The sequence below is a fragment of the Acinetobacter sp. A1 genome (assembly GCF_012371315.1).
Classification (GTDB): Bacteria; Pseudomonadota; Gammaproteobacteria; order Pseudomonadales; family Moraxellaceae; genus Acinetobacter.
The window spans coordinates 1-17,949 of sequence record NZ_JAAZQY010000042.1 but is presented as its reverse complement, the minus strand read 5'-3'; the positions used below and the strand labels follow the sequence as shown (position 1 = coordinate 17,949).

The 17,949-nt window shown below is 43.3% G+C and carries 14 protein-coding genes, 1 tRNA gene and 1 pseudogene; 14 read left to right on the top strand and 2 right to left on the bottom strand.

The window, feature by feature from the left end:
• From HHA41_RS11705 to HHA41_RS11650, 12 genes and pseudogenes are all read left to right on the top strand, one after another.
• A pseudogene (locus tag HHA41_RS11705) lies at window positions 1-76 on the top strand (elongation factor Tu); the annotation flags it as partial.
• A gap of 51 nt (window positions 77-127) precedes the next feature.
• A tRNA-Trp gene (locus tag HHA41_RS11700) sits at window positions 128-203 on the top strand.
• A 74-nt stretch (window positions 204-277) separates the two neighbouring features.
• On the top strand, window positions 278-718 hold the full coding sequence (gene secE / locus HHA41_RS11695) for a preprotein translocase subunit SecE (RefSeq protein WP_168417626.1): 441 nt from the start codon (window positions 278-280) through the stop codon (window positions 716-718).
• A 7-nt stretch (window positions 719-725) separates the two neighbouring features.
• Window positions 726-1,259 (top strand): transcription termination/antitermination protein NusG, encoded by a 534-nt coding sequence (nusG, locus tag HHA41_RS11690; RefSeq protein ID WP_004975770.1) that lies wholly within the window; start codon window positions 726-728, stop codon window positions 1,257-1,259.
• 117 nt (window positions 1,260-1,376) lie between these two features.
• Window positions 1,377-1,805 (top strand): 50S ribosomal protein L11, encoded by a 429-nt coding sequence (gene rplK / locus HHA41_RS11685; RefSeq protein ID WP_168417625.1) that lies wholly within the window; start codon window positions 1,377-1,379, stop codon window positions 1,803-1,805.
• A 3-nt stretch (window positions 1,806-1,808) separates the two neighbouring features.
• The gene (rplA, locus tag HHA41_RS11680) at window positions 1,809-2,504 is read left to right on the top strand and encodes a 50S ribosomal protein L1 (RefSeq protein ID WP_168461829.1); all 696 of its coding nucleotides are present in this window, start codon (window positions 1,809-1,811) and stop codon (window positions 2,502-2,504) included.
• A gap of 319 nt (window positions 2,505-2,823) precedes the next feature.
• Window positions 2,824-3,330, top strand: coding sequence for a 50S ribosomal protein L10 (gene rplJ, locus HHA41_RS11675; RefSeq protein ID WP_019836123.1), 507 nt, complete (start codon window positions 2,824-2,826; stop codon window positions 3,328-3,330).
• Window positions 3,331-3,378: 48 nt separating this feature from the next.
• Complete coding sequence (rplL, locus tag HHA41_RS11670; RefSeq protein ID WP_168417622.1) at window positions 3,379-3,750, top strand: 50S ribosomal protein L7/L12; 372 nt, start codon at window positions 3,379-3,381, stop codon at window positions 3,748-3,750.
• A gap of 307 nt (window positions 3,751-4,057) precedes the next feature.
• Window positions 4,058-8,146 (top strand): DNA-directed RNA polymerase subunit beta, encoded by a 4,089-nt coding sequence (rpoB, locus tag HHA41_RS11665; RefSeq protein ID WP_168417621.1) that lies wholly within the window; start codon window positions 4,058-4,060, stop codon window positions 8,144-8,146.
• Window positions 8,147-8,283: 137 nt separating this feature from the next.
• The gene (gene rpoC / locus HHA41_RS11660; RefSeq protein ID WP_168461828.1) at window positions 8,284-12,483 is read left to right on the top strand and encodes a DNA-directed RNA polymerase subunit beta'; all 4,200 of its coding nucleotides are present in this window, start codon (window positions 8,284-8,286) and stop codon (window positions 12,481-12,483) included.
• 154 nt (window positions 12,484-12,637) lie between these two features.
• Window positions 12,638-13,198 carry a hypothetical protein gene (locus HHA41_RS11655; protein WP_168461826.1) on the top strand — a complete coding sequence of 187 codons (561 nt, stop codon included), beginning with the start codon at window positions 12,638-12,640 and terminating at the stop codon, window positions 13,196-13,198.
• Window positions 13,199-13,309: 111 nt separating this feature from the next.
• Window positions 13,310-13,666 (top strand): DNA transfer protein p32, encoded by a 357-nt coding sequence (locus HHA41_RS11650; RefSeq protein WP_168417618.1) that lies wholly within the window; start codon window positions 13,310-13,312, stop codon window positions 13,664-13,666.
• Between the two features lie 100 nt (window positions 13,667-13,766).
• On the opposite strand, the gene HHA41_RS11645 is transcribed toward HHA41_RS11650, so the two are convergent.
• Window positions 13,767-14,618: an alpha/beta hydrolase gene (locus HHA41_RS11645; RefSeq protein WP_168461824.1), complete on the bottom strand. Its 852-nt coding sequence runs from the start codon at window positions 14,616-14,618 to the stop codon at window positions 13,767-13,769.
• 208 nt (window positions 14,619-14,826) lie between these two features.
• Complete coding sequence (locus tag HHA41_RS11640; protein WP_167845719.1) at window positions 14,827-15,312, bottom strand: DUF4442 domain-containing protein; 486 nt, start codon at window positions 15,310-15,312, stop codon at window positions 14,827-14,829.
• 121 nt (window positions 15,313-15,433) lie between these two features.
• Between HHA41_RS11640 and HHA41_RS11635 the strand changes: the two genes are divergently transcribed.
• Together HHA41_RS11635 and HHA41_RS11630 are read left to right on the top strand one after the other, a co-directional pair.
• Window positions 15,434-16,330, top strand: a complete 897-nt coding sequence (locus HHA41_RS11635; protein WP_168461822.1) for an alpha/beta fold hydrolase — start codon at window positions 15,434-15,436, stop codon at window positions 16,328-16,330.
• A gap of 86 nt (window positions 16,331-16,416) precedes the next feature.
• Window positions 16,417-17,793: a Na+/H+ antiporter NhaC family protein gene (locus tag HHA41_RS11630; RefSeq protein ID WP_168461820.1), complete on the top strand. Its 1,377-nt coding sequence runs from the start codon at window positions 16,417-16,419 to the stop codon at window positions 17,791-17,793.
• Window positions 17,794-17,949: the final 156 nt, after the last annotated feature.

The window sequence follows — 17,949 nt, the reverse complement described above, 5'->3', positions numbered from 1 at the left end:
CGCTGGTTTACGCTTCGCGATCCGTGAAGGTGGTCGTACTGTAGGTGCGGGTGTTGTTGCTAAAGTAACAGCATAATTATAGAATGTGTAAAACAGGTCGGGAGCTTTGGCTCTCGATCTGTGCTGTAGGTCAGTAGTTCAATTGGTAGAGCGTCGGTCTCCAAAACCGAATGTTGGGGGTTCGAGTCCCTCCTGGCCTGCCACTTTTTTTAAAAGAAGCTTGATGTCGGCTAATCTAGTCATATAATAAGTCGCGAATTCTACGACGAGTACAAAAATGTCGAATGATAAATCGCGTGACGCATTAAGCGACGCGCCAATCCCTCAAAGAAATAATTCTGCTGAAGTTGTTCAATCAGGTTCTCCATTAGACTATGTGCTATGGGGTGTTGCCTTGGTTTTATTCATCGCAGCGATGATGGTAAATCAACATCTTCCGGCATATTGGGCACCAGCAAATGATATTTGGGTGCGTGTTGGGGTAATTTTGACTTGTATCGTTGTGGCATTAGGTTTATTATACGCCACCCATCAAGGCAAAGGCTTTGTTCGTTTGCTTAAAGATTCGCGCATTGAATTGCGTCGAGTCACTTGGCCTACTAAGCAAGAAACAGTAACCACATCGTGGCAAGTGCTCGTGGTTGTTGTGGTCACCTCAATTGTGTTGTGGTGTTTTGACTATCTGTTAGGCTGGGCAATCAAGTTTATTATCGGGTAAAAGAGCTATGAAACGTTGGTACATTATTCATGCCTATTCAGGTTATGAAAAACAAGTGATGCGTTCGCTTAATGATCGAATCCAGCGTAGCGCTGTTGCCGATAGCTTTGGTGAAGTTCTTGTTCCTACCGAAGAAGTGGTAGAAATGAAGGATGGTAAGAAACGTAAGTCAGAGCGTAAGTTCTTTCCAGGCTATGTATTGGTCGAAATGGAAATGAACGATGAAACTTGGCACATTGTTAAAGAATGTCCAAAAGTTTTAGGTTTCATTGGTGGTACAGCGGAAAAACCTGCACCAATTACGCAAAAAGAAGCTGATGCGATTCTTGCACGTGTACGCAATACTGGTGAGGCACCTCGTCCAAAAACGATGTTTGAACCAGGCGAAGAATTACTTGTTATTGACGGTCCATTCACAGACTTTAAAGGTGTGGTGGAAGAAGTTCAATATGAGAAGTCACGTTTAACGTTGACGATTAATGTATTTAACCGACCTACACAGGTTGAGCTGGAATTTCGCCAAGTCGAAAAATCAGTTTAATTTAGGTTGGTTGTAAAACGCCCGATTTATTATGAGTCGGGCATTGTTGTTGTAACGGTATCGTTACTTGAAAATATTGGGGAGCCTAGCGGCGTTTGTACCCAGAGGTAATTTGAAATGGCTAAGAAGATTGACGGCTATATCAAGCTGCAAGTCCCAGCTGGTAAAGCGAATCCATCTCCACCTATTGGTCCTGCACTAGGTCAACGTGGTGTTAACATCATGGCATTCTGTAAAGAATTCAATGCTGCTACACAAAAAGTTGAACCAGGTTTGCCAATTCCTGTAGTGATCACTGTGTACAACGACAAGTCGTTCACATTCATCATGAAAACTCCTCCTGCTGCTATTCTTCTTAAGAAAGCTGCAGGCATTCAAAAGGGTTCAGCTGTACCTAACAAAAACAAAGTTGGTAAGTTGACTCGTGCTCAGTTAGAAGAAATCGCGACTACTAAAGAGCCAGATTTAACTGGTGCTGATTTAGACGCGCGTGTGCGTACCATTGCTGGTTCTGCACGTTCTATGGGCTTGGATGTGGAGCTATAAGACATGGCAAAGTTAACTAAGCGTCAAAAAGCTATTGCAGCTGCAGTAGAAGCGAACAAAGTTTACACTTTGGAGGAAGCGGTTGAAGTATTAAACAGCCTTCCTGCTGCAAAATTCAAAGAATCTTTGGATGTTGCTGTAAACCTAGGTGTTGACCCACGTAAATCTGACCAGGTTGTTCGCGGTGCGACGACTCTTCCTGCAGGTACTGGTAAAACTGTACGTGTAGCTGTTTTCGCTCAAGGTGCTGCTGCAGAAGCGGCTAAAGCTGAAGGCGCAGACGTAGTTGGTTTCGATGATCTAGCTGAAAGCATCCAAGCGGGTAATCTTGACTTTGACGTTGTAATTGCTGCTCCAGATGCAATGCGCGTTGTAGGTAAGTTAGGTACGATTCTTGGTCCACGTGGCTTAATGCCAAACCCTAAAGTGGGTACTGTAACTCCTGACGTTGCAACTGCAGTTAAAAATGCAAAAGCAGGTCAAGCACGTTACCGTGTAGACAAAGCGGGTATCATCCACGCTGCGATTGGCCAAGTAGGTTTTACTGCTGAAGCTGTTCGTTCAAACGTTGAAACTTTAGTTGCTGACTTGAAAAAGTTAAAGCCTGCAACTTCTAAAGGTGTTTACATCAAAAAGATCACTTTAAGCTCAACTATGGGCCCTGGTCTTACTATTGATGTACAAAACGTTTCTAACTAAGTCTGACTTAGCAAGAATTTTAAAGTCCTGAAAAGTCTCCTTTTTCCTCTGGGAGAAGGTTGGGATGAGGGTTAAACCTCTCCCTAGCCTCTCCTAGCAGGAGAGGGGATATTCAGGCGGACTTTGAATTGGTAAATGAGAATTTATCAGCGTCAAAGACCTCAGGCGAAAGTGGTTTTATGCTGCTTTCTTAATATCCCAGCCTGGGTAGACGCGGTGGTGTGATTTATTCATCCTCCGCGTGTAAATTCAGTTTTGAATTTACGAATTGGGAGTGTACTTCGTGTAAGTACATAAATCACCGTTAGGAGGTTTTACAATGGCTCTTCTTATCGAAGACAAAAAACAGATCGTAGCAGAAGTAAACGAAGTTGCTTCTAAAGCGTTCTCAGCTGTTGTTGCTGACTATCAGGGTTTAAGCGTTGAGCAATTAACGGCTCTACGTGTTGAAGCGCGTAAATTAGGCGTTACTACACGTGTTGTACGTAATACTTTGGCAAAACGCGCTCTTCAAGATACGCAATTCACGATCTTGAACGACAACCTTGTTGGCCCAACAATTTTAGCTTTCTCGACTTCTGAAGACGACATGGGTGCAGCTGCACGCTTGTTCGAAGAATTCGCTAAAACAAACAAAGCATTTGAACTTAAAGCTGCTGCATTTGACGGCAAACTTTACCAAGGTGCTGAAGTTAGCGTAATTGCGAATCTTCCGAACCAAGAAAAAGCGCTTACTATGCTTGCAAACGTTCTTCAAGCTCCTATTTCGAAATTGGGTCGCCTTATTACTGCGCTCAAAGAGAAAAACGAGTCAGAAGCTGCATAAGCTGAAATTTATTTCCACACCATTCAATTTCCATTTGGAGTTATTCTCATGGCTTTAACTAACGAAGAAATCTTAAACGCAGTTGCTGAAAAAACTGTTCTTGAACTTGTTGAACTTATCTCTGCTTTTGAAGAGAAATTCAATGTATCAGCTGCTGCTGTAGCTGTTGCTGCTGCTCCTGGCGCTGCTGCTGGTGCTGCAGAAGAGCAATCAGAATTCAACGTTGAGTTGACTTCTTTCGGTGCGAACAAAGTTGCTGTAATTAAAGCAGTTCGTGAAGCTACTGGCCTTGGTCTTAAAGAAGCTAAAGACATCGTTGAAGGCGCTCCTTCAGTGATCAAAGAAGCTGTTTCTAAAGAAGAAGGTGAAGAGCTTAAGAAGAAACTTGAAGAAGCTGGTGCTACAGTTACACTTAAGTAATCTTAAGGGGAGTCGATTTTTTTACAATCGGCTCCAAAAAATGGCTGATGGCTCTTGGGTCATCAGCCTTTTTGCGTTACAATTATCGGCTCGATTTTTGTTTGAATGATGGAAAAACCATCAAAAAGAATATAAATCAATATAATCAAACGCTTACCAATATTTTTCCACATTTGAAAATATTGTTAAGCGTTTTAATACCACTAAAAATTGCAGCATTTGTAAAGAGTGGTGGCCATATCGGCCTGCGTAATTCCTTCTAAACCCGTTCTGCAGGCGGGTTTAGTTTACTTTCCGAGGACTCCAGATGGCATACTCATATACCGAAAAGAAACGGATCCGTAAGAATTTTGGTAAATTGCCCCAAGTGATGGATGCACCGTACTTGCTTTCGATTCAAGTCGACTCGTACCGTACATTTCTACAAGATGGCAAAACTCCAAAAAGCCGCGAAGATATCGGTCTCCAAGCCGCATTTCGTTCAGTTTTTCCTATAGAAAGTTATTCTGGCAATGCTGCTTTAGAATTTGTTGAGTATAGTCTTGGTAAGCCTGAGTTTGACGTGCGTGAGTGTATTCTTCGCGGCTCAACTTATGCGGCACCAATGCGCGTAAAAATTCGTTTGATCATTAAAGATCGCGAAACAAAATCAATCAAAGATGTGCGTGAACAAGAAGTCTATATGGGCGAAATGCCTTTAATGACGGATAACGGTACTTTCGTAATTAACGGTACCGAGCGTGTGATCGTATCTCAATTACACCGTTCACCAGGTGTGTTCTTTGACCACGATAAAGGTAAAACCCACTCGAGCGGTAAAGTGTTGTATTCAGCACGTATCATTCCTTACCGTGGCTCATGGTTAGACTTTGAATTCGATGCCAAAGACTTGGTGTATGTACGTATTGACCGTCGTCGTAAATTATTAGCGACTGTGGTATTGCGTGCATTAGGTTATAGCAACGAACAAATCCTAGACTTGTTCTTTGAGAAAGTACCTGTCTACTTAGACATGGGTAGCTACCAGATTGACCTTGTACCAGAACGCTTACGTGGCGAAATGGCGCAATTCGACATCACTGATGCTGACGGTAAAGTGATTGTTGAACAAGGTAAACGTATTAATGCGCGTCACGTACGTCAAATGGAAGCTGCTGGCCTAGAAAAACTTTCAGTTCCAGATGAATACTTGTACGAACGCATCACGGCAGAAGACATTGCTTTACGTGATGGCGAAGTGATTGCTGCAAACACGCTGTTAAGCCATGAAGTCATGGTTAAAATTGCTGAAGGCGGCGTAAAACAGTTCAATATTCTGTTCACCAATGACATCGACCGTGGTTCTTTCATTGCCGATACTTTACGTGCAGATACTACAACGGGTCGTGAAGATGCGCTTGTAGAAATCTACAAAGTGATGCGTCCAGGTGAGCCACCAACGAAAGAAGCAGCTGAAAATCTGTTCAATAACTTGTTCTTCTCTTCTGAGCGTTATGATTTATCGCCAGTTGGTCGTATGAAGTTTAACCGTCGTTTGGGTCGTCCTTACGAAGTGGGTACAGATCAGAAGTCGCGTGAAGTTGAAGGTATTTTGTCAAATGAAGACATTACCGACGTACTGAAAACCTTAATTGAAATCCGTAACGGTAAAGGTGAAGTCGACGACATCGACCACTTAGGTAACCGTCGCGTGCGTTCAGTAGGTGAGATGACAGAAAACCAATTCCGTGTTGGTTTAGTGCGTGTAGAACGTGCTGTTAAAGAGCGTTTGTCTCAAGCTGAAACAGACAACTTGTCTCCGCAAGATTTAATCAACGCGAAGCCAGTGGCTGCTGCAATCAAAGAATTCTTTGGTTCAAGCCAATTGTCTCAGTTCATGGACCAAAACAACCCATTGTCTGAAATCACGCATAAGCGTCGTGTATCTGCGCTTGGTCCAGGTGGTTTGACACGTGAACGCGCAGGCTTTGAGGTGCGTGACGTACACCAAACTCACTATGGTCGTGTATGTCCAATTGAAACGCCTGAAGGTCCAAACATTGGTTTGATTAACTCACTTTCTGTGTATGCCAAAGCCAACAATTTTGGTTTCTTGGAAACACCATACCGTAAAGTCGTTGAAGGCCGTGTGACTGAAGAAGTTGAATACTTATCTGCAATTGAAGAAGTCGGCACAATTATTGCGCAAGCGGATTCAAGCGTAGACCAAGATGGCAACTTAACAGAAGAATTCGTATCTGTACGTCACCAAGGTGATTTCGTGCGTATGCCACCAGAGCGTGTAACGCACATGGACGTATCTGCACAACAGGTTGTTTCTGTTGCAGCATCACTGATTCCATTCCTTGAGCACGATGACGCCAACCGTGCCTTGATGGGTTCGAACATGCAACGTCAAGCGGTTCCAACTTTAATTGCCGACAAGCCACTTGTTGGTACAGGTATGGAAGCCAACGTAGCGCATGACTCAGGTGTATGTGTGATCGCGAAACGTGGTGGTCGTATTGAATATGTTGATGCGTCACGTGTGGTGATTCGTGTTAACGAAGAAGAAATGATCGCAGGTGAAGCAGGTGTGGATATCTACAACCTGATCAAATACACGCGTTCGAACCAGAACACTTGTATTAACCAAAAAGTTTTGGTGAAGATGGGTGATAAGGTTGGTCGTGGTGATGTATTGGCTGACGGCCCATCGACTGATGGCGGTGAGCTTGCGCTTGGTCAGAACATGCGCGTTGCGTTCATGACTTGGAATGGTTACAACTACGAAGACTCGATCTTGCTTTCTGAGCGTGTACTTCAAGAAGACCGTCTAACGTCGATTCACATTCAAGAATTGTCATGTGTTGCACGTGATACCAAATTGGGTGCTGAAGAAATCACAGCTGATATTCCAAACGTAGGCGAAGCTGCACTGTCTAAATTAGACGAGTCAGGTATTGTTTATATTGGTGCTGAAGTGACTGCGGGCGATATCCTTGTAGGTAAAGTAACACCTAAAGGTGAAACGCAATTAACACCTGAAGAAAAATTGCTTCGTGCAATCTTTGGTGAAAAAGCGGCTGACGTTAAAGATTCATCGCTTCGCGTGCCATCAGGTACTAAAGGTACAGTGATTGACGTTCAAGTGTTTACCCGCGATGGTCTTGAAAAAGACGAACGTGCGCAAGCAATTGAAAAAGCACAGTTAGATGCATATCGCAAAGACTTGAAAGAAGAATACAAAATCTTTGAAGAAGCTGCACGTGAACGTATCATCCGTTTATTGAAAGGCCAAGAGTCTAACGGTGGCGGTACAACCAAACGTGGCGACAAGCTTTCTGAAGATATGTTGTCAGGCTTGGCTTTAGTGGATTTACTTGAAATTCAACCAAGTGATGAAGCGATTGCTGAACGCTTAACGCAAATTCAAACCTTCTTGAAAGAGAAGAGCTTTGAAATTGATGAGAAATTTGCTGAGAAGAAACGTAAACTTTCTACAGGCGATGAGCTCACTACAGGCGTGTTGAAAGTTGTTAAGGTGTACTTGGCTGTTAAACGTCGCATCCAACCGGGTGATAAGATGGCGGGTCGTCACGGTAACAAAGGTGTTGTATCTAACATCTTGCCAGTAGAAGACATGCCACACGATGCTAACGGTGTACCTGTTGACATCGTATTGAACCCACTAGGTGTACCATCTCGTATGAACGTGGGTCAGATTCTTGAAACACACTTGGGTATGGCAGCCAAAGGTTTGGGTGAGCAAATTGACAAGATGCTCAAACAACAACGTGAGATTGCTGAACTACGTGCGTTCCTAGACAAGATTTATAACAAAGTGGGTGGCGAGCAAGAAGATCTTGACAGCTTAACTGATGATGAAATCTTGGTATTGGCGGGTAACTTGCGTGCAGGTGTTCCATTGGCTACTCCAGTATTTGATGGTGCTGAAGAAGGTCAAATCAAAGAATTACTTGAACTTGCTGAATTACCACGTTCTGGTCAGACCGTATTGTATGATGGACGTACAGGCGAGAAATTCGACCGTCCTGTGACTGTAGGTTATATGTACATGCTCAAACTTAACCACTTGGTGGATGACAAGATGCACGCACGTTCTACAGGTTCTTACTCACTTGTAACGCAACAGCCGTTAGGTGGTAAGGCACAATTCGGTGGTCAGCGTTTCGGTGAGATGGAAGTCTGGGCACTTGAAGCATACGGTGCTGCTTATACGCTGCAAGAAATGCTCACTGTGAAGTCGGATGACGTTGAAGGTCGTACCCGCATCTATAAGAACATTGTAGATGGCAACCATTATATGGATCCGGGCATGCCTGAATCATTTAACGTATTGACCAAAGAGATCCGTTCTTTAGGTATCAACATTGAACTGAAAAATGGTGACTAAGTAACCATTGCATCCCCCTTGCGAAGCCAAGCTTCTCACCGTTTTAAATGGGCAAGGGTGGATGATTCAGTTAAAAAACAATATTTGTGACCCAGTTGGGCTGTGAAAACCAAGCGCCCAGCACACGGAGAAAAAAATTGAAAGACTTGCTCGATATCATGCGCAAAAAGACGGATTCAGACGGTCATGCTCCAGTAGAGTTTGATCGCATCCGTATTGGTCTTGCGTCACCAGAAATGATTAAGTCATGGTCTCACGGTGAAGTTAAAAAGCCAGAAACCATTAACTATCGTACGTTCAAACCAGAACGTGATGGTTTATTCTGTGCCAAAATTTTTGGTCCAGTAAAAGATTACGAATGCTTGTGTGGTAAATACAAGCGTATGAAATACAAAGGCGTCATTTGTGAAAAATGTGGCGTAGAAGTAACGACTGCAAAAGTTCGTCGTGAGCGTATGGGTCACATCGAACTAGCTTCTCCAGTTGCACACATTTGGTTCTTAAAATCACTTCCGAGCCGTATTGGTCTATTGTTAGACATGACTTTACGTGATATCGAACGTGTATTGTATTTTGAATCTTATGTGGTGACTGACCCAGGTATGACACCATTTGAGAAATACCAACTTCTCAATGACGAAGAATACTTCAATGCTTTAGAAGAGCATGGTGATGAATTCACAGCGAAAATGGGTGCTGAAGCGGTTCAAGATTTGTTGAAAGACATCGATCTTGAAGCTGAAATTGCGCGTTTACGTGAAGAAATTCCACAAACAACTTCAGAAACTAAGCTGAAAAAAGCATCTAAGCGTTTGAAGTTGATGGAAGCGTTCAAAGAGTCGAACAACAAGCCAGAATGGATGGTGATGAATGTACTGCCTGTACTTCCACCAGACCTTCGTCCGCTTGTACCACTTGAAGGTGGTCGTTTCGCGACTTCTGACTTGAACGACCTTTACCGTCGTGTGATTAACCGTAACAACCGTTTGAAGCGTCTTCTTGACCTTGCAGCGCCAGACATCATCGTACGTAACGAAAAACGTATGCTACAAGAGTCAGTAGATGCGTTGCTAGATAACGGTCGTCGTGGTCGTGCAATTACTGGTTCTAATAAGCGCCCGCTTAAATCTTTGGCAGATATGATCAAAGGTAAGCAAGGTCGTTTCCGTCAGAACTTACTTGGTAAGCGTGTTGACTACTCTGGTCGTTCGGTAATTACTGTAGGTCCAAACCTACGTCTGCACCAATGTGGTCTTCCGAAGAAAATGGCACTTGAGCTATTCAAGCCGTTCATCTTTGCCAAACTACAAGCTTCAGGTCAAGCAACTACCATTAAAGCTGCGAAGAAAATGGTTGAGCGTGAAACGCCAGAAGTTTGGGACGTTCTTGCATCTGTGATTCGTCAACACCCAGTGATGTTGAACCGTGCGCCAACGCTTCACCGTTTAGGCCTTCAAGCATTTGAACCGATCCTGATTGAAGGTAAAGCGATCCGTCTTCACCCGCTTGTCTGTGCTGCGTTTAACGCCGACTTTGACGGTGACCAAATGGCGGTACACGTACCATTAACACTTGAAGCGCAGTTAGAAGCGCGTGCGTTAATGATGTCGACCAACAACATCTTGTCTCCTGCGAACGGTGAGCCAATCATCGTACCTTCTCAGGACGTGGTCTTGGGTCTTTACTACATCACACGTGATGCTGTAAATGCCAAAGGTGAAGGCATGGTGTTTGCGGATACTCACGAAGTAAACCGTGCGCTTGCAACAGGTCAGGTAGATTTACACGCTCGCGTAAAAGCTCGTGTACACCAAACTGTAATCAATGAAAATGGCGAGCGTGAGCAACAAACGATTGTTGTCGACACTACACCAGGTCGTTGCTTACTTTGGGAAGTTGTGCCTGAAGGTTTAAGCTTTGAGCAAATTAACCTTGAGATGAACAAAAAGAATATCTCGAAGTTAATCAACTCTTGCTACCGTAAATTGGGTCTAAAAGATACAGTTATCTTCGCCGACCAATTGATGTACTTGGGCTTCCGTCAAGCGACACGTTCAGGTGTGTCTGTGGGTATGGAAGACATGGTTATTCCGCCACAAAAACAAGCAATTATTGAAAAGGCAGAAACTGAAGTTCGTGAAATTGAACAACAGTTCGAGCAAGGTTTCGTAACTGCAGGTGAGCGTTATAACAAAGTGGTCGATATTTGGGCGCGTACCAACGACCAAGTTGCTAAAGCGATGATGGACAACTTGTCATTCACTACTGTGAAAAACAAACAGGGTGAAGACGAGAAGCAAAAATCATTCAACTCGATCTACATGATGTCGGATTCTGGTGCGCGTGGTAGTGCGGCACAGATTCGTCAGTTGGCGGGTATGCGTGGTTTGATGGCGAAACCAGATGGTTCGATCATTGAAACCCCAATTAAAGCGAACTTCCGTGAAGGTTTGACGGTACTTCAGTACTTCATTTCAACACACGGTGCGCGTAAAGGTTTGGCCGATACCGCATTGAAAACAGCGAACTCAGGTTACTTGACACGTCGTTTGGTAGACGTTGCACAAGACTTGGTGATCACTGAGCCAGATTGTGGTACCTATGGTGGTTTAGTGATGACTCCATTCATTCAGGGTGGTGATGTCATTGAAAACCTAGGTACACGTGTATTGGGTCGTGTGACTGCTGAAGACGTGAAGAAAGCGGGTTCAGACGAAGTTATTCTGCCACGTAATACACTCATTGACGAAAAACTTGCAAACTTCCTTGAAGAGCAAGGTGTCGATGAAGTGAAAGTGCGTTCAGTCGTGTCATGTGAATCGACCTTTGGTGTATGTGCGAAGTGTTATGGTCGTGACCTAGCACGTGGTCACTTGGTAAACCCAGGTGAATCTGTAGGTGTTATGGCTGCTCAATCGATTGGTGAGCCAGGTACTCAGTTAACCATGCGTACATTCCACGTGGGTGGTGCAGCAAGCCGAACTTCTGCAGCGAACAGCGTACAAGTGCGTAATAAAGGTTCAGTACGTTTCCACAACGTGAAAACTGTACAACACGCTAAAGGCCACTTGGTATCTGTATCTCGTTCAGGTGAAATTGGTATTGCCGATGAGCTTGGTCGTGAGCGCGAACGCTATAAACTGCCATACGGTGCCTCAATCTTGCTAAAAGATGGCGAAGCTGTAGAAGCAGGCGGTATCGTTGCGACTTGGGATCCGCACACACATCCACTTGTAACTGAAGTTGCGGGTAAAATCCGTTTCAGCCAGATTGCTGATGGCGTGACTGCAACCTCGAAAACAGATGATGCGACTGGTATGACCACAGTTGAAATCTTGCCAGTGACTTCACGTCCTGCGTCAGGTAAAGACTTACGTCCTGCAGTCGTATTAGACACTGTGGATGGTGGTGAACAATTCTACTTCTTGCCACAAAATACCATTCTTTCTGTGCGTGATGGCGAAAGCATTGGTGTGGGTGACGTCATTGGTCGTGTTCCACAAGAATCTTCACGTACTCGTGATATTACCGGTGGTTTACCACGTGTTGCTGACTTGTTTGAAGCACGTAAACCTAAAGAGCATGCGATTCTTGCAGAAGTGTCTGGTATCGTGAGCTTTGGTAAAGAAACCAAAGGTAAGAACCGTTTGGTAATTACACCGGATGATGGCTCTGAGATTTACGAAGAGTTGATTCCAAAATGGCGTAGCATCAACGTGTTTGAAGGTGAGCATGTGAACCGTGGTGAAACCATTTCTGATGGTCCACAAAACCCACATGACATCTTGCGCTTGAAAGGTGAAGTCGCGTTAACGAATTACATCGTGAATGAAGTTCAAGACGTTTACCGTTTACAAGGTGTAAAAATCAACGATAAGCACATTGAAGTGATCGTACGTCAAATGTTGCGTAAAGTCGAAATCACCGATGGTGGCGATACTAGCTTCATTAAAGGCGAACAAGTGGATTACATCCGCGTGGTACAAGAAAACCAAGCAGTATTGGCACAAAACAAGTTCCCTGCGAAGTTTGAACGTCAATTGATGGGTATTACCAAAGCATCGCTTTCAACTGACTCGTTCATTTCTGCTGCATCGTTCCAGGAAACAACACGTGTGTTAACTGAAGCAGCTGTAACAGGTAAAGAAGATGACTTACGTGGCTTGAAAGAGAACGTGGTTGTAGGTCGTTTGATTCCTGCAGGTACTGGTTTGGCGTATCACTTGGAACGTCGTCGTCAGGAAGCTGAAGCTGCAGAAATTGCGTTGGTTAATGACTTCTCTGATGTAGACCAAGCATTAAGCCAAGCATTTAGCGATGAATTCAACGATTTGTAATTCAAACTGAATACATGAATCTAGAAGACGCCTCTCGGGGCGTCTTTTTTTATGTGTCACTTTAAACTCAGATTTTGCTTTAATAAAACTAGAATATTTCTTATAGTGGAATCAGAACAATTTAAAAATATGATGAAAAACTAGGGGATAACACATGAAATTTACAGGTATTGCATTGGGTCTGTCGGCAATGTTGATCAGCTTGCCAATTCTTGCGGCACCAATGCCGAATAGTATTGTGGTGAAAGATAAAGCGATTGTGCCTGTATTGAAAACTGAAGTGACTCGTAAAGTTGCAGGTGAGCCACCTGTACGTCATGTGGAATCGACAATTTTTGAAGTCAGTAATCAGGGTAAAGATATTGTAGCCAAAGAAGTGGTATTTGATGATGATCAAAGCCAGTTTTCAGAGAAACAGTTGGGTTTACCTGTGATTCAAAAGGGCGGTGTGATTGTTCCTACTTCAAAAATTGAGCTGAATAAAACCCTAAAACAAGATGGACAGATTCTTTCAGAAGTCAAAAGTATTGATGCGGAAGGTGTGGAATATAAGCAAGGACAAGCACCTATTCACCGTACTTTGAAGTTGGATCAGGTAAAAACACCTGAAACCAAAGAAACGATTTCTCATGCAGTTTTTACTGAAGATGGACAAACCACAAGAGATGTCATGCTTTTGGAAGAAGATGGTGCTGAATCATCTATTCAGCCTTAAGTCTTTTACAGAAATACCTTCATCTTACTGTGCTTGGTAACAGTTTTTTCAAAGTTGTTACCGCAATATGCACTAAGCTGAGAGCGAATAGACCGAGGGGGAGTAATCACCATGAAAAAAGTATTGAGTGTATTGGCAATTGCCACAGTATCGACCATGTTTATGGCAGGTTGTGAAAGCATGAGTTCTAATGACCAGCGTATTGGCGCTGCAGCATTAGGTGGTGCCGTTGGTGGCGCAGCGGGTAACAGCGTAGGTGGCAGTGTTGGTGCAGCAGCAGGCGCAGGTGCAGGTGCGGCAGTTGGAAGTAAAACCCAAGATGGTTCTAACCGTAACGCAACCTATAGTGGAATTGGCGGTGCGATTGGTTCAATTTTAGGTAAAGAAGTGATAGGTGGTAACGCAGGCGCTGCAATCGGTGGTGCTGTTGGTGGTGGTGCTGGTGCAGCGATCGAGCAAAAGCGTTAATCTGAATACGAACAGCCAAACCATCCTATTGAAGTACTTATATTTCAGTACATACAACGCAGAATCTGATGATTCTGCGTTTTTTATGCAAGCTGAAAAATTAATGCGTTTGGATAAATTGATTGACTGCTTGAGTATAGGCATTATTTTGCCCCAATGATTTGTTGATTTCAGCATGTGAAAGTCGGACAGGCAATAATTGGGTTTGAGTCCCGAATTTTTGTGCTTGTTGAATAAATTGCCGAGCTTGAGTACAGGGTTGGTCTGCGCGGATGGTTGAACACACAGCGAGAAATGCTGGTAGAGCTTGGTGCAGCTGAGCTATCGGAGAAAGGGCTTTCCAGTTGGAGGGCTGATCACCAAAGGCTTGATCATAAAAATGAGCATGACGTGTTTGCATCATCTTTTCAATATCATAAGCCGCGCTATCTAAAGCAACTGTAGCACGCCATGGCAGTGGCTGGGGTGCCAGCCAATGGGGACGAACGGATAATAGACTGACCAGATGTGCACCTGCGGAATGTCCCATAAGTACCAAGCGTTTTGAGTCGGCATGCCAATGCGGTGCCTGATTTTGGATATAAATAAGCGCTTGAGCTATATCCTGAGTTTGCTGCTGCACGGTCACCTTCGGAATTAATCTATAGTTGATAGATACAAAAATCCAGTTTTGCTTGTTCCAGTAACTCAGCTTATTTTTGACCACAGCAGCATGATTTTTATCACCTATTTTCCAAGCACCCCCATGTACCATCATCATGAGCGGGGCTGGTGTTTGATCTGTGAGTACTTTGGCAGGAAAATAGACATCCATCACTTGTTGAGGATGAGGTCCATAAGCAACATTTTTCAAAGTCTGCACTTTGGTAAATGTATTCGGCTCCAAAGCATGGATAGATGTCGATGAATAGAAACAAAGTAGGGAAAAGATCGGCACAAGAATTTTTTTCATTTTAATGATCCTTTAATTTTAAATACCATCAATGTTTATAATTTTTATGATCCACTGATGTATCAACAGTAATACTTTAACTGATCTATACCTGCTAAAAAAGAGTTGCGAAGTTTGTCGGTGATATCGATCTTTTTGTCTTTTGATTAAAATTATATTACCCACAACGCAGAATCATTGGATTCTGCGTTTTTTGTGAGTTAAAAAATTATGCTGCTACAGCTTTGGGCTTTTTACGTCGGATATATACGGTCTTATGTACTTCGGCAATGCGTACACCAGATTCGTCCAAAATATTTAAGCTATATTGGCGTGTGATCGGCGCATAATTTTCGGTCAGTTGTTTAACTTCATTAATTTCTTCTGGGCTGAGGCGAATATCTGCATATACCGTGCTACGACCAGGGGCAAGAAACTGAATGCTCGCAGCTTTATCCCAAACTATATATTTGGAACCCAAGTGATGCATCAGAATGAGCATATAGAAAGGATCGACCATCGAATATAGGCTGCCACCAAAATGCACCCCAACAATATTTTGGTTTTTTCGGGTCAGCGGCATTTTGACTCGCACATGATATTCAGCTAAATCAATCTGATCAATTTCGATACCCGCACCGCGATAGGGCGCATAACGATTTAAAAAATATTTAGAAATAAGTGGAATACTTTGTAGTTTTTTAAGCAGATTCATGTGATTTTAACTATATCTTTCAAGTCTGGATACCTTATATTAGTCTAAAATTTAGGCATCAATATGGCATGTTTTGTTATGCTGAGTGCAACAAAGGTCAATAAAAATAAAAAGGATGTTTATGCAAGCGCAAACACAATGGATTGAAACTTCAGATAAACAAAAACTGTATGTCAAAACTTGGGGTGAGCCACACTTACCTGCGCTGATCTTGGTGCATGGCTATCCTGATCATCAGGAAGTCTGGGAGCGGGTCATTGCGCTGTTGGTACAGGATTTTTATATTGTGAGTTACGATGTACGTGGAGCGGGGCAGTCTTCGGTACCACGTTCTATACGTGCTTACAGCTTGCCGCAATTGGCTACAGATTTAAAGTATGTGGCCAATGCCGTATTGGGGCAGCGAGCATTTCATTTGGCCGCACATGACTGGGGTGCAATTCAGTCTTGGGAAGCTGTGACTAGCCCAGAATTTAAAGAGCGGATTTTATCTTACAGTAGTATTTCGGGCCCATGTTTAGATCATGCCGCATTCTGGATGCGTAAGCAATTTGCACAACACAAACTCAAATTTCTGAAACAAATCCGCAAGTCTTGGTATATTGCCGCATTTCAATTGCCAATGGTTGCACCTATGTTGTGGCATTTTTTTAAACCTGAGCAATGGCGCAACGTGGTCATGCGTTTAGAACGTCATACAGATATTGCTATGAATCCACATGTTGCACAGGATGGATGTCACGGGGTTCAATTGTATCGCGCCAATTTTATTCCACGCTTACTCAAGCCACGACGGCGTTATGCAGTTTGTCCTGTACAGGCAATTGTATTGAAGTACGACCAATTTGTGAGTCCTGAATTGGCTGATGAAATGTCACTTTGGGTTGAGCATTTTCAGCGGGTGGAATTGGCTGCTAATCATTGGGCAATTCTTAGTCAGCCACAAGCTGTTGCTACAGCCATCCGTGACTTTGCTTATAAGTATGAAAATCAGAGAACTTTACCTGATCATACTTAAATTCATTTGTCGGAGTTGAATGTTTGGTCAACTTCATCATTCATAATCTCTGATAAAATAGCTTCTTTTTTAAATTTTCATCTCTTATGTTCGCAATTCTTGCTGCCATCACAATCATGTTTGGATTGTCGCTGGCTCGTGTGCCTGTGGTTTTTGCCTTGGTGATTGGTGCCGTTTCTGGTGGTTTACTGGCTGGTTTGGGCTTACAAGGAACTTTAGATGCCTTTAACAATGGCTTGGGTGGTGGTGCGAAAATCGCGCTGGCTTATGGTATTTTGGGTGCATTTGCATTGGCTTTAGCACGTTCAGGTTTACCCGATTTATTGGCCTATAAACTTATTCGTACTTTAACTGGCAGTCAAAACAGCAAAGTTCAGAATCGGGTCAAATATCTGATTTACTTTACTGTGGCTTTGGCAGCAGTGTTCTCGCAAAACCTGATTCCTGTGCATATTGCATTTATTCCTGTGTTGATTCCACCGCTGTTGAGTGTATTCAATCACTTGAATTTAGATCGTCGTGCTGTGGCATGTTTGCTCACATTTGGTTTGGTGGCAACCTATATGTTCGTACCAGTAGGTTTTGGTGCCATCTTCCTGAACGATATTTTGGCGCATAACATCAATACTTTTGGTGCACCTTATGGCTTTGCCATTCAGAATCAAGATATTCCTGCCGCAATGTTTATTCCTGTATTTGGGATGTTCATTGGGCTATTGATCGCGTTGTTTGTGAGCTATCGCAAGCCAAGACACTATCAAGATGTGCAGGTAGAACGTACCCAAAGTATTTCCAGTGAATTAAATTCAAATACAAATGAGCAAGGTACTGAAAAACCTCAGATTGCTAAATTTACCTTGTGGATGGCTGTATTTGCGATTATTGCAACGCTAGTCGTACAACTCTATTCGGATTCCATGATTTTGGCGGGCTTAGTGGGTGTTGCCATTTTAAGCTGTGCAGGAATTTTTAAATGGAAAGAAGCCGATGATGTCATTATTACGGGTATGCGTATGATGGCATTGATTGGTTTTATTATGATTGCGGCACAAGGCTTTGCCGCGGTGATTGAAGCCACCAATCAGGTACCCGCTTTGGTAGAAGCCTCTGTAGAATGGATTGGTAATAGCAAGGCTTTAGCAGCCTTTTTAATGTTGCTGATTGGTTTGCTTATTACGCTGGGCATCGGTTCGTCATTTTCGACGGTACCAATTTTAGCGATTATTTATGTGCCTTTATGTTTGCAGTTCGGTTTTAGTCCTGCCGCGACCATTGCAATTATTGGCACAGCAGCAGCCTTAGGAGATGCGGGTTCTCCAGCATCGGATTCAACCTTAGGGCCTACTTCGGGCTTAAATATGGATGGGCAGCACGACCACATGAAGGACAGTGTGGTACCGACTTTTATTCACTTTAATATCCCATTGATCATTTTTGGTTGGATTGCAGCGATGGTGCTGTAAATCATCACCAAAATGCGTAAGCGCACGTGTTCAGAATAGGCTGGGCACGTTGCAGCACAGTGTTAAAACAACAAAAAAAGCTTTGTTGCACAAACCTATCTGTAAAGGCTTTTTCAGCGATATAATTTTCAAATGAAGAAGCCTACACACAAAATC

What these genes read in the sequence shown, in the direction of transcription:
- secE (WP_168417626.1), top strand. Translation starts at nt 278, where the DNA reads ATGTCGAATGATAAATCGCGTGACGCATTAAGCGACGCGCCAATCCCT.
- nusG (WP_004975770.1), top strand. Translation starts at nt 726, where the DNA reads ATGAAACGTTGGTACATTATTCATGCCTATTCAGGTTATGAAAAACAA.
- rplK (WP_168417625.1), top strand. Translation starts at nt 1,377, where the DNA reads ATGGCTAAGAAGATTGACGGCTATATCAAGCTGCAAGTCCCAGCTGGT.
- rplA (WP_168461829.1), top strand. Translation starts at nt 1,809, where the DNA reads ATGGCAAAGTTAACTAAGCGTCAAAAAGCTATTGCAGCTGCAGTAGAA.
- rplJ (WP_019836123.1), top strand. Translation starts at nt 2,824, where the DNA reads ATGGCTCTTCTTATCGAAGACAAAAAACAGATCGTAGCAGAAGTAAAC.
- rplL (WP_168417622.1), top strand. Translation starts at nt 3,379, where the DNA reads ATGGCTTTAACTAACGAAGAAATCTTAAACGCAGTTGCTGAAAAAACT.
- rpoB (WP_168417621.1), top strand. Translation starts at nt 4,058, where the DNA reads ATGGCATACTCATATACCGAAAAGAAACGGATCCGTAAGAATTTTGGT.
- HHA41_RS11655 (WP_168461826.1), top strand. Translation starts at nt 12,638, where the DNA reads ATGAAATTTACAGGTATTGCATTGGGTCTGTCGGCAATGTTGATCAGC.
- HHA41_RS11650 (WP_168417618.1), top strand. Translation starts at nt 13,310, where the DNA reads ATGAAAAAAGTATTGAGTGTATTGGCAATTGCCACAGTATCGACCATG.
- HHA41_RS11645 (WP_168461824.1), bottom strand. Translation starts at nt 14,618, where the DNA reads ATGAAAAAAATTCTTGTGCCGATCTTTTCCCTACTTTGTTTCTATTCA.
- HHA41_RS11640 (WP_167845719.1), bottom strand. Translation starts at nt 15,312, where the DNA reads ATGAATCTGCTTAAAAAACTACAAAGTATTCCACTTATTTCTAAATAT.
- HHA41_RS11635 (WP_168461822.1), top strand. Translation starts at nt 15,434, where the DNA reads ATGCAAGCGCAAACACAATGGATTGAAACTTCAGATAAACAAAAACTG.
- HHA41_RS11630 (WP_168461820.1), top strand. Translation starts at nt 16,417, where the DNA reads ATGTTCGCAATTCTTGCTGCCATCACAATCATGTTTGGATTGTCGCTG.